The organism is Ornithinibacillus halotolerans (genome assembly GCF_014637405.1).
Lineage (GTDB): Bacteria > Bacillota > Bacilli > Bacillales > Amphibacillaceae > Ornithinibacillus > Ornithinibacillus halotolerans.
In genome coordinates this window covers 76,242-90,858 of sequence record NZ_BMEY01000007.1, presented here as the reverse complement: position 1 = coordinate 90,858, position 14,617 = coordinate 76,242, and the positions used below count along the sequence as shown (strand labels likewise).

Here is a 14,617-nt window from a genome sequence, read left to right as displayed (position 1 = left end):
TTCTTTCATTACTTCGTAAGACTATTAATTGGTACATAACCTGTTTTTTCAATAATTAATTGTCCCTGATCGGATAAAACCCAGTCAATAAATGGTTTAATATTAGGATTTTCACTTCCGGCAGTTACAATATAAAATTCATAAGTAAGTGGATACTCCCCATTTCTAATCGTCTCAATGCTTGGGTGAATGCCATCTATTGCTAGATGACGAATTGAATTATTTTGAACCATTTCATTAGAAAAAAAACGGAATGTATAACCAATTGCATTTTTATAATTTTTGTAATCAGCAGTCTCTTCAATAATCCCCCCCATTAGACTAACGATATCATTAGTTGGTGCTTCCATTATTGGGGTATCAGCCATTAATTGTTCAAGGGTTGTTTGACTTCCACTATCAGCTGGTCGTTGAAAAGCTCTGATAGAGTCATTTTTACCCCCCACATCTTTCCAGTTCGTAATTTTACCAGAGTAAATCCCTTTAATTTGGTCGAGTGTTAATTTTTTTACTTCATTTTTAGCATTGACAAAAAATACAAAGGCTTCTTTACCAATTGGGGTTAACTTCAGTTCTACCCCTTTAGTCCTTGCCATATTCATTTGTGCTTTAGACGGTGCTAATGCTACAATCATATCTACTTCTCCGTTAATTAAATTCTCATATGCATATGGCGTTCGGTTAGACATGACTTCACTGTCATAGACATCATATTGTTTCTCTGGGTATGTTGCCTGTACAAATGCAGCATAAATTGGATATAGCGCAGTGGCACCATCTATTTTAGGTATTTCTCCTTCTATTTGAAAGGTAGCCTGTTCCTCTAATTGAACGGCTTTCGTTCCTTCCCTAAACGGTTGATAATCATATAAATTAACATCCCCACTAGCTACCGTTGGAATTCCTCGATCAATCGCTTGGATTGTTTCATAACTTACTACTGATAATATAGCAATAACAATATATCCGATAACTAATCGTTTAAATAGGCGTTTATTTATAAATGAAAAAAAAGCGTTCGATACTAAAAACAGAAATATTAATGCGATTACAATAAAGTATGGAGTGTAAAACTTTGGATTACCACCAATAAGCAATACAAATATCGTCCCTATAAATGTGAACAAAGCTACTATTCCACAGACAAATATAAATGATAGTATACTAATACCTTTTCCAGGCTTCATTCTATCCCTTCTCTCCACTAAGCGTGAATACTTCCATTTTATTGTAACTAATTTTCTGAATAGTTACAATGTGAAATATTTGTGGTTTGAAGAAGATATTTAAATAACTACTAGTTGATGAAGTGGTTTTTCATTTATTAAATATGGTTATTCTTCCACACCATTATATCTCACAACAAAAAAGCCCTCCACTGCAATCGTGAAAGGCTAATCTATTAATTAGTTTGATCTCTTTTTTTCTGTTTTTTACTTAAATAAACAACCGCACTTACAAACAATAGGAGAATGATGACAATTGGAGCTACAAATGCCCAGTTAATTCCGGAGTCTTCTTCCATTATATAAACATCGGCTGCTTCACGTGGTAAAGCAATCTTGTATTCTCCATTCCCTTGATCACGAACTAAGTCATCTCCAAGCACTCCACGTAGTTGGATACCTTCTTCAATATCTGTAATGGTTACCCTTCGGGATTCACTATCATTATTGATTGCAATATACATGGTTTCACCCTGATAGGAGCGTTTAAACACACTCATTCCTTGGTCAGTTTCCACTAATTCAAAGTCACCATATTGAAGCACGGGGAACTGTTTTCTTAATGCAAGAATTTTAGAATAGACTTCTTCCAATTCTTGATCTCCACTATTAAAGTTTACTAACTGTTGTGTCTGTTCTACTCCTGAGCCATACATTGGTATTTCTGAACCTTGGAAAATAATTGGAACACCAGGTGTGGTAAATAAATAAGTTAAAGCTAAATTCCAAGTATTCACGTCGTCACGTTTATTTTCTGAAACAATTTGAGTGAAACGGTCCATCCATCTGTTATCAACATAAATTAAGTTTTTATTACTTTTGGTTTCTTCCCACTTCTCGTAAATACTAATAATTGGATTATCTGCATTCGCAAAAGCATCTACTATTGCTTGAGATAGTTCTGGATTATCAACCGCATCAATTGCAGAGAGTTCCAATAATTCTTTAGGCATTTGATCGGAAAGAACTTCTGCAATTATCATTAATTCTGGTTTAAATTCCTTTAACTCTGTAGTCAATGTATCCACAAATTCCATTGACCCTTGATCAGCTGCGTGTAAAATAAATCCATCAACATCAGTCTCTTCTAACCAATGAAGGGCTACGTCCATTAACATTTCCTGGACCTCTGGATTATCCTGATTTAACACAGAAACATTAGATAACCATGATTCATTTGTTGTATCTAACTCCACATTAGATAAGATCCAATTTTCTTTTTCTACATCAGTTACAATTGGGTGGGTGTTTGCAACATAATTCGTTACAAGTTCTAACATAACTTTCATATCTCGTTTATGAGCTTCTTCAACAAGTAAAGTCAAATCTTCAAGTGTACCAAATTGTTCTTCCACTGTATAAAAGTCTTCAATCCAATAGCCATGATACCCATCTGTAGCATTATCCATAATGGAAGATAAAGATATCGTTGTAAAACCTTGCTCCTTTAAATCATCCAGTTTTAATAGGATACCTTCCAAATCTCCTCCGTGATATGCATATGGGTCATCGATGCGGACTTGTTCACTAAATGCATGATTACCATTGTTGAACCGATCCACTAAAATATCATAGATAATTTCTTTATGTATAGTTGCCTCTTGGGCAAAGCTTACAGTTGGAATCGTTGTCATTACGAACAAAACCACTATAAAAATATGTAATAGTTTTTTCATCTAATATCCTCCAGACTCTAATCTACAATACTTATTATTACCTTAATCCGACAATATTCCAATATAATTGCATAAAATGTAGAAAAAACGACACAAAAAAAGATGGCTTGACAGAGACTAACACCGTCAAGCCATCTTTTTTCTTTTAAGCAAGTCCACCTGGTAAACGGAAGAATCCTAATACAATTGTAATTAGAAGGGAAATAAGTAATACAGACCAACCTACTTTAGCTGAATCCCCATCTTTTATTTTTCCTAATGTCATTTCCATTCCAGCAATTACCCCGACACCAGCTAAGCCTTTAACAATAGCTTCTGCCATCATTGGGCTGTCACCGAAGTAATTCATGATTAGATCCCCACCAGAATATAAAATTAGTAGATAATCTAAACGTAGAATCATTTGTACAATTTTACCAGCTTTTTCGTTTCCTTTTTTATGTAATACTAGAGCAACAACAAATAAAATAATTGCTAGTCCCCATGCTGTTACATGTAAATGTGTATTCATTTTTTTTCCTCCTATTTGGTACAAGTCAATAATAATTCTATTCTATCATACCATGGATATGACTTAATACATATGATAAATTTTTGACAATAATAAAGACTTTTATTCTTTTTCCTTGAGTTGTCGGTTGCTTCTATGAAAAATTGCAAAATCTAGCTTTAAATCAGTTTACTTTTTTAACCAAAATCTATTATTATATATTTGTATGCATAATTATGCATTGTTAAATCTATTTAATAATTTTCTAAGTTGTGTTACATTTGCTATATAGGAGGGGATTTTGTTGACTAATTTAAGTGAAACAATTATCAATCAAACTGAAAACTTTGGTGCTAAAAATTATCACCCACTGCCTGTCGTTGTTGCGAAGGCTGAAGGGGTTTGGGTAGAAGATCCTGAAGGTAATCGTTACATGGATATGTTAAGTGCATATTCTGCCGTTAACCAAGGCCATCGTCATCCTAAAATTATAAATGCATTAGTTGAACAAGCAGGGAAAGTTACTCTAACCTCCCGTGCTTTCCATAATGACCAACTTGGTCCATGGTATGAAAAAATTTGTAAACTTACAAACAAAGATATGGCACTTCCAATGAATACTGGTGCTGAAGCTGTAGAAACTGCTATTAAAGCAGCTCGTCGTTGGGCTTATGATGTAAAAGGTGTTCCTGATGGCAAAGCAGAAATTATTGCTTGTGTTGGAAACTTCCATGGTCGCACAATGCTAGCTGTTTCCTTATCATCTGAAGAAGAATATAAGCGCGGATTTGGACCAATGTTACCTGGAATCAAATTAATTCCTTATGGTGACATCGAGGCACTGAAAGAAGCAATTAATGAAAACACTGCTGGATTTTTATTTGAACCAATTCAAGGGGAGGCAGGAATTGTTATCCCACGAGAAGGATTCTTAAAAGAAGCATATGACGTATGTAAAGAAAATAATGTTCTTTATATTGCAGATGAAATCCAAGCAGGTCTTGCTCGTACAGGAAAAATGTTTGCTTGTGATTGGGAAAATGTAGAACCTGACATGCTTATTCTTGGTAAAGCATTAGGTGGTGGAGTTATGCCAATCTCTTGTGTTGTTGCAAATAAAGACATTCTTGGTGTATTTAACCCTGGTTCTCATGGTTCCACATTTGGTGGTAACCCATTAGCATGTGCTGTTTCCCTCGCTTCTTTAGAAGTATTAGAAGAAGAGAATTTAGCAGATCGCTCGCTTGAACTTGGAAACTATATGATGCAAGAATTACAGTCAATAGACAATCCTAAAATTAAAGAAGTTCGTGGAAAAGGGTTATTCATTGGTGTAGAACTTACGGAATCTGCTCGTCCTTATTGTGAAGCACTTAAAGAAAAAGGATTACTATGTAAGGAAACTCATGAAAACGTAATTCGTTTTGCCCCACCATTAGTTATTGAAAAAGAAGATTTAGATTGGGCAATATCGCATATTAAAGATGTGTTAAAAGGATAATAGAGATACCGCTACAGAGCGGTATCTTTTTATTTTGGCACATACCCTTTGCCTTTGGGCACATTCTTTTCATTTTAGGGCACATACCTCTTGCCCTTGGGCACATTCATTTCATTTTAGGGCACATACCTCTTGCTTTTGGGCACATTCTTTTCATTTTAGGGCACATACCTCTTGCCCTTGGGCACATTCTTTTCATTTTAGGGCACATACCATTTGCCTTTGGGCACATTCATTTCGGTTTAGGGCACATTCATTTCATTTTAGGGCACATACCATTTGGTAATTTATTGGCCTCATATTAGATGCATACCACAAATCACTAACATACACCCCTAATAAAAAATCCTCTCCACACTTTCAACAAATCCAACTCCTATCATAAACTAACTATGAGGAGGATTCATATGCCAGCAAAAGTAGGAGCTGTAAAAATAAATAGTATATCATCATCCAGTATTTTTAATATTGGCGATGTTTATTCCATGAACCCAGAAAGTACTGCAAAGACTTATGCTGGTGGTGGATCATTTAATACTGGGGATGGAATGCACGTAAATTTACAACAATCAAACACGTATGTTTATGACAAAGATACCATTGACCAACCGACATCCTAAGATTGGAGTGAGAGCATGAACATTACCGTTCATCAGTCCATTCATATTAACTTTCTTAAAATAGGTTCCATATCCAATTCATCTGTGCTTCAAATTGGAAGTACAGGAGCCATACAAGCACAATCGGATTTATATAATAGTGGAGGGTTTACAGAACCTGCTGAAGAGGCAGAACCCCAGTCACAAGCACAATCATACCAACTTGTTCCTCTTAGAACTTATACCACTAGCACTTAATCCCTTCCCCTTGCATAAGATAACGATAGGTATTAGCCTACCATCTGCTATGGAATCAATTTAAGGGGGACATGAATATGTATAACTGGAATCAACAAATCTATGAACTTCAGCAAATTATCTTTAATCAAAGTGAACAAGTAAGACTTCTAGAACAAAAAGTAAAACGATTAGAACAGCAAATACAAGATAATAGTTCTCCAACAATAGATAAAATTGAATATCACTTTGACCAGCTAAAAATCGAGCGGTTAGAAGGTACGTTGCATATCGGTCTTTCCCCAAATGAATTAGCAAATATTGATGATTTAGCTATACCTAAACTGACAAAAACAACAGTACATCACCAACTAGATCCAAATTTAACTACATCATTAAATCAATTTGTTAATCAGGAAGGTCCACAAATGATACGTAATTTATCGGAAAAATATAATAAACGAATTGACCATAAATTAGAAGGAGATATGATCCATGATATATTAAGTCAAATTCCAGATCGAATCACTTTTTACGAGAAGGAAGCTAAAGAAAATCATCAAATACAATCACCGGAGCAACTAAATCACTATATTATGGACCATGTCAAAAAAGAGGTTTATATATCATTACAAAAGTTCATGGAAAAGTTTAATAATGAAAAAGGAGATTAGCTATATGAATTTAGAAGTTCATAATTGGGGATTATCAGTTGGAGATGTTGCAATTGAATTAGTGGCCTCTTCTTCTGTTTTTTTAATTGGAGATAACGAAGAAATAAAATTATCTTCCTTTCTCGATACCCCTCCTGAATCGTATGTTATTGGAAATCTAGTTCCATTATCTGCACAGCCATAATGAGGGATATAAATGAAGGAAAGACTCGTAATAATTTCTAGTAGTGCCATTAATTCTATTGGTTTCAGCTCCATCTTCAACATTGGGGATACGATTGAATTTAATCCTACCTTCAATGGTATTGCTGTACAACGTGAAGGTATCGCTTGGAATGATGCATATGATCTGCAGTTTGACTATTATTCAATTTTTAAGAGAAAAGCAAAATGGTTATCTAGTGAATTACCGATTCAATCTGAACATTTCCACCATCAAAACTATATTAATGTTGGTACTGTATCCATTACTGGTGTAAGCCAATCCTCAACTGTTCAGCATGGGAGTTTAAAGAAAATCAATGCCGAATCAAGGGTAAAGCATTTCCGACTGCTAAAAGAAGAATAAGAATTAGAAGAACTACACATTAGAATTAATAGAATCATATTATAAAGTAAACCTTAAATATTAGTAGGTGTATACAATGCCATCAATCGTTGGACCAATTAAAATTAATAGTATCGGGGGTGGGGTTGTTAACTTTGGCGACTCGTTTTATCTTTCACCAAAAAGCTCTTCTAAAACAAGTGCTGGTTCTGGTTCTTTAAATACCGGGGATTTTATCAATACAAATACAGGTGCGAGTATAACGAATCCAATTGATCCAGACGTTAACGATCAAACCCAAACTGCTAATGCATAAAAAAATGACTTAGGGAAGATCCCCTAAGTCATTTTATTCCGGTACTTTCACCAACAATTGTTTGTTGAAGAAATATAAATAGGTCTCTTTCACTGGTGTTTTCCAGATCGTTTCTAGTGCGTGACGGTACAAGCTTAATTGTACCTTATAACGGTTGATTAGTTTTGTAATAACTTCTTCTGTAACATTCTCCGGAACGTAGTCTGTCTTATAATCTAGAATTATCCAACCATTATCGGATGGAATTAGCGCATCAAAGACACCTTGTACAAGTACTTGTTCATCGGTATCACTTTTCCAATTCGCATAAACATCTTTGGCAAGTAATGTAATACTAAATGGTACTTCTCGATATAATCTATCTGCATTCATCATCTTTCTTGCAATATCTGTATCAAAGAATTTTTCAATCGCATCTATAGAAATAGAATCTGCTTCTTGTCTACGCAGGATTTCTCGTTCTACTAGAGTTTCGATGAATTCTTCAATTTCTGAACTAGTCATTTTCTCCTTAAACGGCAAATGTTGCATTACAGTATGCATTGCAGTACCTTTTTCTGCAGCTGACAATGTTTTTTCCTTCTGCATAAAGATCGGCTTTTTCACAATTGGCGTTTTAAATGGTTGAACGAGTTGAGTGGCACTATATTCATCCTTTATTGCACGCTGACGTTTTATTTCTGTAACACTTTGTTTTGCTCGTGAATGAGCCGCTTCAGAAAATGGATATTGAAATGACAAACGGTCATCAACAAAGGCATCTAATTCTTTATTATTTAGCACTACTGGTTGCCATTCCATAATTTTTTCTTTTAAATTCAAATCTTCTTCCATGGATGTCTCTTCCAAATTAGCTAATTCACTACCATGGATAATCGTGATATCCCATTTGGAAGGGTCCACCCTTATTTCTTTCAATACGACATCTTTTACATCTTCTGAACGAAGGGCACTTGAATCCTCATGACGAATTAAAGCTGGGCCAACCCAATCTAAATAAGAAACAGACTTAATACGGAAATGAGCAGGCAAAATCCATTCCGAATGTTCCATAATGGCTTCCCATTTTTCAAGTTTTTTCTCTACAGAAGCTACATTACCTACCATTACTAACTTCTCTCTTGCCCTTGTTAAGGCTACATAGAGTACACGCATTTCTTCTGCTAGTAACTCTCTTCGCTTCTCTTCCTTAATCGCATGATAATAAAGGGTCGGATACGTAATTCGTTTTACAGGATCAATATACTTACTTGCAAAACCAAGATCCTTATGAAGTAAATAGCTTTGCTTTAAGTCTTGCATATTAAATTGCTTGTCCATCGCACCGACAATGACAACTGGAAACTCTAATCCTTTACTTTTATGGATTGTCATAATACGGACAACATCTTCTTGCTCACTTAGTGCTCTTGCTGCTCCTAGATCATCCCCTTTTTCTTCCATTCGCTCAATAAAGCGTAGGAATCGGAATAAACCTCTGAATGATGTTGTTTCATATCCTCGAGCACGATCGTATAATGCTCGTAAGTTTGCTTGTCTTTGTCTTCCACCAGGCATTCCACCAACAAAGTCAAAATAACCTGTTTCCCGATAGATTTGCCATATTAATTCGGATAACGCACCTTGCTTAGAAGATTCTCTAAACTGATTGAGCAAATCTAAAAATCTCCCTAATTGATCGGCAAGAGAGTCATGATGCTCACTACGGTATTTTACCATTGCTTCATAGTACGTATTACGGCGATCTGTTAGTCGAACTCGTGCTAATTCATTCTCATTTAATCCCACTATTGGTGACTTTAATACAGAAGCTAGTGGGATATCCTGTCTAGGATTATCAATTACTTTTAACAAATTAAGCATGATTTTTACTTCAATAGCTTCAAAATACCCTGTAGATAGTTCTGCATATACAGGAATTCCTTGCTTCTTCAGTTCTTCCACAATGGTCGGTGCCCAAGTCATTGATCGTAATAAAATTACAATATCACGATATTGAACATCTCTTAATTTCTCAGACTGTTTATCTACTACTTGAAGAGGCTGTTCATCCTCTTTGCCAATCCATTGTTTAATTTTTTTCGCATAAGCTCTTGCCTCAAGTTGTGCTTTTTCTAAGTCTTCGTAATTCTCGTCTTCACTGTTTTCATCTTCCGAGTCTTCTTTAAAGTCTTCAGCTTCCTCTGGCTTTTCACGGTCAATAATAATTAATTCTGGATTCGGCTTAACAAGTGGCAAGTCTTCATACATTTTATTGGCATAGATTAATTCTGCATCTTTATCATAGTTAATCTCACCAAGATCTTCATCGAGAATTTGTCTAAATATATAGTTCGCACCAATTAACACAAGTTCACGACTTCTAAAATTACTAGCTAAATCAATGCGTGTTGCCACATGATCCTCACTTGCAAATCGTTTATATTTTTCTATAAATAGTGACGGTTCCGCATGTCTAAATCGGTAAATACTCTGTTTTACGTCCCCAACCATGAACATATTACCTGGCCCAACTTGGTCACTAATTAATGTAAGAATCGTTTCTTGCACTAAATTAGTATCTTGGTATTCATCTATAAGAAGTTCGCTAAATTGTTTTTGTAAATTTTTCGCTACAATGGATGGCTTCGGTTGTTCAATTGATGAAGACTCATCGATAAGTAGTTGTAATGCTAAATGTTCTAAATCGGAAAAATCTACAACAGCCTTTTCTCTTTTTGTCTTAGAGAAGCGTTCTTTAAATTCCTTGACGATTTCGGTTAGTGTCTTAATAACTGGTGCCAATTCTCGCATATCTTCAACATGAGAAGCAATATTTCGGTTGTACCAATTATTCTTCATCGTATCCCAACGTTTTTTATAACCATCACGTAGTTTTTTTACTTTTTCTTTCTTGACTTCATCACATTCTGGCTTTTTTCCACCGGCTACTCTTGCAAATTTGCTTGTACTCATAAAGACTTGCAATTCATTCCAGTTATCCAATAAATCAAACGCAGTCGCTAACATCGCTTGATCTGATTCAATTGCTTCAAGATACCAAAATGGTCCATCCTGACTCGATGCAAGCTGATGCGCTAGATTCATTTCCTGTTCGATACCTTTTAATTTTTCTCTAGCTTCTCTTTTAATTATTTCTAACCATATTAAGTCTTCCTCTTGCCAATCTTCCTTCACTTCATACACGGAAGCTATATGATCTAACCAAACATCTGGAAATGGATTTTGAATGGCGAATGTATAGAGATCGAGAACAAGTTTTTCCACATCTACATCATTTCTATCGCCAGAAAATCGATCCACGACTTGGAAAAACTTCTCTTGTTCTTCTCCTTCTTTTCCGTACCAATCTTCAAATAAATCTTCTAATACCTCTTGTTGCATTAAATCTGCTTCCATATCATTTGCAATTCGAAAGCTAGGATCTATATCTAATAAATACGCATATTGCTTCACTATATCTAAACAAAAGGAATGTAGTGTCGAAATTGAAGCGCGTTGTAATAAAGATAATTGTTTCTTCAAATGAATAGAAGTAGGATCTTTCTCTAAAGCTTTCTCAAGTGCTTGTCCTACTCTATTTCGCATTTCCTGTGCTGCTGCATTCGTAAATGTAACAACGAGAAGAGAGTCTATATTAACTGGATTATCCTTCTTTAGTAACTTTTGTATGATACGCTCTACAAGTACCGCAGTCTTTCCTGAGCCAGCAGCTGCTGCAACGAGAATATCATTACCTTCAGTATAAATCGCTGATTCTTGTTCTCTCGTCCAATTAACCAATAATGTCACCCTCTTTCTTTCTTAACTTTTGTATGACTTCATCTTCTTTCATTTCAGTAAGTTTTCGGTAATTATTCGTCTCTAACGACGTATCAAATTGACAAACCGATAAAAATGGACAATACGTACAAGCAACTTGTTGTTTTCTTTGATATGGATTTAGGTGTACAGCCCCTTCCGTCATATCAATTCCTGCATTTAGCATTAACTTACGAATATGTTCTTGTAAACTGGAGAATGTCTCCTCACTGGCAATTTTTGAGCCGGATCGGAAGTTTCCATCCTTTTTCAATGCAGCAGGTATAATTTGACTAAAACCAGATTCTAACGAAGTATCCATCATCTGTACGACATTTTCTTGATTAATCAATAAACCTTGCATTTTATACTTCTTAAAAATCTCTTCTTCTAATTCCTCATCTGACATTTTAAAAGTACCAGAGATCATCGGATTATGAACATGGAAATATAGTACTCCAGCTGGTGTTGCTTTTTTACCTAACCATTGTTCCGATTGGGATAAAACAACATCTAAATACGTCAACATTTGTAAAGCTAAACCATAATATACCTCGACCATATCAAGGCCTCTTGCACTTGATTTATAATCTATAATTCGTAAATATAATTCTTCTTCGTTTAACGCTCTATCTACTCGATCGATGCGTCCTCTAAGCTTTATCTCATAACCATTCGGTAATTCCAGTGTTACTGGTGCTAGCTTGTCCTGTTTTGTACCAAAACCAAGTTCAAGTCCTACAGGTGAGAAGTTACTTAACCGGGCTTGCTCACTTAATACATAGGCAGCACGTGCGATTACTTGTTGTAACTTATGTTGAATATATTGGTATCGATTCGAACTATGCAAAATTTGATGCTGTAATATTGGTGCTAAACTAGTTACTGCTTTTTCTGCATATTTATCGGTTTCTTTTTTCGTTAATCGAGCAAAATCTTTTCCTTCTTGTTGAACCCATTCAGTAATAATTCTTAATGCTTCATGAAATAGATTTCCAATATCTGGAGCATCTAGCTTATATGTTTTTCTTTCCTTTAATCCTAAACTATACTTTGCAAAGTGTTGATACGAACAACGATAATATGTTTCTAATCGAGAAACACTCGCAACAACTTCTTTAGGATATAAATGCTCTACTGTTTCTTCTTCTAGATGAGATGGACTATTTTCATAAAATAAGCTTTGTAATATTTTGTGTGTTGTATGTTGTTTTTTATGATTAGTCATGTACCAATTGAGAACATGCCACCATACTTCTTTTACTGGATATCCTTTACGACCTCGCGCCAATTGTGCCGTTAGAGCAGATCTTGTTTTTATTGGTGATGTAATAAAGCGATCTGCTTCATAAAGCTCATCTGGATCTTGTAATAAAAGATGTTCATTATTATCTGGGAACATGTCTTCTATTCTCTTAATGAGTTGTGATGGCATTTTTGCTTTTCCTTCTTCATCACTTAGTGGATAACTTACCCATAAATAATCAGAGGCTGAGCAAAAAGCCAAATACATATAAAACCAGTCATCTAATAACTGGCGTTTACTTGTATCTGCAAGCTTCATTCCATGTGTAGCTAATAGTTCACGTTCTGTTTCATTAATCATTCCGTCAGCTGGTGGTTTTAATGGCCAGACACCATCATTAACCCCTACTAGGAAAGAACATTTAATTCCGCTTATACGTGAACGGTCAATAGTTCCTACGATTACATGGTCAATACTTGGAGGCACATGGGAGAATTTTAACGTTTCTAATCCAGCATCAAGGGTAGAACGAAAAGAAGACAATGTCATTTGTTCGTCCCCTGCCATTTCAACCATTTCATCAAAAAGATCAATAATTGCATTCCAAACTTGTTCTTGCTCTCTACCTTTGGATAGTTGTCCATGTTCATCTAAGTAATTTCTCATTTTCTCCAATTGTTCAGGTGCCTGAATATCTTCTAATAAAGTAAAGATTTCTGTACAAATTTCTCTAATAGTAGATGCTTCTCTAATCTTTTGATCAAACTTCTCAAGCGCATGAACAATTTGCATTCTATACCGATTAATCCGTATTTGCGTTTCTTTTTCCGCATCGGTTTGTGTCTTTTGGTCAAATCCATGGAATCGTTGAAAAATCCAATCTTCTTTACTCATCCACTGCTTTCTTGAGCGAATTCCATATTCAATGACATAATTTTCAAGTTCATCAATGGCATCACTCGTTAAAGGATATTCCTCATCTATTGCAGGAATAAATCCAGTCTTTAACATACGGAATACAGCATCATAACGGAAGTTTCCATCGACTACTTCTAAACATGAACGAAGAAATTCTATCAGGGAATGATTTAGCATTGTTCGCTTTTCATCAATGAATACAGGAATATTATAATCCGCAAAAATAGTTCCGATAATATCTTGATACGTTTCTGTTTGGCGGATTAAGATAGCAATATCACGATATCGGTAATTCTCTTCTCGAACAAGACGTAATATTTCTTGTGCTACCCCTTCAATTTCTGCACGTGGATGTACCGCTTCGGCAATTTGAATAGGTACTTTTCCTTCAAATGTTGGCGTTGGCCGTGTATCAAAATAACGCTCTAAATGAGCAAAATATGGTTTCTTATAAAACACACCATTAGCTGGTTCTAACTCAATGCTATTTTCTACCGTTATACCATTAACCCTAGCAATCTCATTTAAAACATGATACGTCTCCTTGGTCTGATAAAATAAATCCATTTCAGATAAGTTTGGATTTTCGGTATCATCAACTGTCAATGTAACAGTTACACGTTCACATTTTTTCAGTAATGCTTCAACAACAATTAATTCCTTAGGGGTAAAGCGATGGAACCCATCAAAATAAATCTCAGCACCCTCTAATGAATTTGCTTCAGCAATCTTTTCTGCTAAGAGACGAAGCTGATCTTCACTATCAATATACTGGTTTGCTAATGCCATTTGTAATTTGTCATAAATATAATATAAATCATCGAGTTTATTTACTAATGCTTGTTCCCCAGGTTCTTTATGTGCATATTGATTAATCTCATACTTCTGCATCTGTAACATGTCTGGTGTAACTTCATATCGTTTAAATTCTGTTATTACTTTTTCTAATTGATTCAAAAAGCCTTGCTTTTCTACTGCTTTTTGAAAAACTTGCCATTCTCCTTCTTTCTCATCGATTATTTTCTTTAACATCATTTGAATCCCGACAGAACTAATAAATTGTCTAGTCGCCCCACCAGTTTCTTGTAAAATAAGCCAAGCAAGCCGAGAGAAGCTCGTTACTTGAGTACGAATACTACCTTGAAACGCTTCATCTCTAAATAGTGCATATTCTTGCTCAAAGGTCATCTGATCAGGAACGATATAAAAAATCGGTGGGCCTTGTGGATTATAGTTGGAGTTTTCTTTTATTTCTTCAAATGCTATTTTACTTTTTTCAGTTCCAGCTCTTCCTAATATAAAACGGAGTCCCATATAAATACCTCCTTAATTATGTAAAGTAATGAAAAAAACTTCTGACCAAGTACATACGTAAGACAGAAGTTT

General features: G+C 35.1%; 12 protein-coding genes. 7 read left to right on the top strand and 5 right to left on the bottom strand.

The annotated features are described in order from the left end of the window. Positions 1-8: 8 nt before the first annotated feature. From IEV35_RS08505 to IEV35_RS08495, 3 genes are all read right to left on the bottom strand, one after another. Complete coding sequence (locus IEV35_RS08505; RefSeq protein WP_188384249.1) at positions 9-1,187, bottom strand: PstS family phosphate ABC transporter substrate-binding protein; 1,179 nt, start codon at positions 1,185-1,187, stop codon at positions 9-11. A gap of 215 nt (positions 1,188-1,402) precedes the next feature. After that, positions 1,403-2,902, bottom strand: a complete 1,500-nt coding sequence (locus IEV35_RS08500) for an alpha-amylase family glycosyl hydrolase (RefSeq protein WP_188384248.1) — start codon at positions 2,900-2,902, stop codon at positions 1,403-1,405. A 145-nt stretch (positions 2,903-3,047) separates the two neighbouring features. Beyond that, positions 3,048-3,413 carry a YisL family protein gene (locus tag IEV35_RS08495; RefSeq protein WP_188384247.1) on the bottom strand — a complete coding sequence of 122 codons (366 nt, stop codon included), beginning with the start codon at positions 3,411-3,413 and terminating at the stop codon, positions 3,048-3,050. A gap of 283 nt (positions 3,414-3,696) precedes the next feature. Here IEV35_RS08495 and IEV35_RS08490 point away from each other — a divergent pair, with 283 nt between their 5' ends. From IEV35_RS08490 to IEV35_RS08460, 7 genes are all read left to right on the top strand, one after another. Further along, positions 3,697-4,893, top strand: coding sequence for an ornithine--oxo-acid transaminase (locus IEV35_RS08490; protein WP_188384246.1), 1,197 nt, complete (start codon positions 3,697-3,699; stop codon positions 4,891-4,893). A gap of 407 nt (positions 4,894-5,300) precedes the next feature. After that, positions 5,301-5,513: a spore germination protein gene (locus IEV35_RS08485; protein WP_188384245.1), complete on the top strand. Its 213-nt coding sequence runs from the start codon at positions 5,301-5,303 to the stop codon at positions 5,511-5,513. Positions 5,514-5,528: 15 nt separating this feature from the next. Continuing rightward, positions 5,529-5,750 (top strand): spore germination protein GerPB, encoded by a 222-nt coding sequence (locus tag IEV35_RS08480; RefSeq protein WP_188384244.1) that lies wholly within the window; start codon positions 5,529-5,531, stop codon positions 5,748-5,750. 77 nt (positions 5,751-5,827) lie between these two features. Beyond that, positions 5,828-6,403 carry a spore germination protein GerPC gene (gene gerPC, locus IEV35_RS08475; protein WP_188384243.1) on the top strand — a complete coding sequence of 192 codons (576 nt, stop codon included), beginning with the start codon at positions 5,828-5,830 and terminating at the stop codon, positions 6,401-6,403. A gap of 4 nt (positions 6,404-6,407) precedes the next feature. Continuing rightward, entirely contained in the window at positions 6,408-6,587 is a 180-nt protein-coding gene (locus tag IEV35_RS08470; RefSeq protein ID WP_188384242.1) for a spore germination protein GerPD, read from the top strand. A gap of 12 nt (positions 6,588-6,599) precedes the next feature. Then, on the top strand, positions 6,600-6,971 hold the full coding sequence (locus IEV35_RS08465) for a spore germination protein GerPE (protein ID WP_188384241.1): 372 nt from the start codon (positions 6,600-6,602) through the stop codon (positions 6,969-6,971). 76 nt (positions 6,972-7,047) lie between these two features. Then, positions 7,048-7,266, top strand: coding sequence for a spore germination protein (locus IEV35_RS08460; RefSeq protein WP_188384240.1), 219 nt, complete (start codon positions 7,048-7,050; stop codon positions 7,264-7,266). Between the two features lie 33 nt (positions 7,267-7,299). Here IEV35_RS08460 and addA read toward each other — a convergent pair whose 3' ends face one another. Both addA and addB read right to left on the bottom strand, forming a co-directional pair. Further along, positions 7,300-11,049 (bottom strand): helicase-exonuclease AddAB subunit AddA, encoded by a 3,750-nt coding sequence (gene addA, locus IEV35_RS08455; RefSeq protein ID WP_188384239.1) that lies wholly within the window; start codon positions 11,047-11,049, stop codon positions 7,300-7,302. Continuing rightward, positions 11,042-14,545, bottom strand: coding sequence for a helicase-exonuclease AddAB subunit AddB (addB, locus tag IEV35_RS08450; RefSeq protein WP_188384238.1), 3,504 nt, complete (start codon positions 14,543-14,545; stop codon positions 11,042-11,044). Before addB ends, addA begins: the two co-directional genes overlap by 8 nt. Positions 14,546-14,617: the final 72 nt, after the last annotated feature.

Coding starts and splice junctions, on each gene's coding strand:
- IEV35_RS08505 (WP_188384249.1), bottom strand. CDS start 1,187: ATGAAGCCTGGAAAAGGTATTAGTATACTATCATTTATATTTGTCTGT.
- IEV35_RS08500 (WP_188384248.1), bottom strand. CDS start 2,902: ATGAAAAAACTATTACATATTTTTATAGTGGTTTTGTTCGTAATGACA.
- IEV35_RS08495 (WP_188384247.1), bottom strand. CDS start 3,413: ATGAATACACATTTACATGTAACAGCATGGGGACTAGCAATTATTTTA.
- IEV35_RS08485 (WP_188384245.1), top strand. CDS start 5,301: ATGCCAGCAAAAGTAGGAGCTGTAAAAATAAATAGTATATCATCATCC.
- IEV35_RS08480 (WP_188384244.1), top strand. CDS start 5,529: ATGAACATTACCGTTCATCAGTCCATTCATATTAACTTTCTTAAAATA.
- gerPC (WP_188384243.1), top strand. CDS start 5,828: ATGTATAACTGGAATCAACAAATCTATGAACTTCAGCAAATTATCTTT.
- IEV35_RS08470 (WP_188384242.1), top strand. CDS start 6,408: ATGAATTTAGAAGTTCATAATTGGGGATTATCAGTTGGAGATGTTGCA.
- IEV35_RS08465 (WP_188384241.1), top strand. CDS start 6,600: ATGAAGGAAAGACTCGTAATAATTTCTAGTAGTGCCATTAATTCTATT.
- IEV35_RS08460 (WP_188384240.1), top strand. CDS start 7,048: ATGCCATCAATCGTTGGACCAATTAAAATTAATAGTATCGGGGGTGGG.
- addB (WP_188384238.1), bottom strand. CDS start 14,545: ATGGGACTCCGTTTTATATTAGGAAGAGCTGGAACTGAAAAAAGTAAA.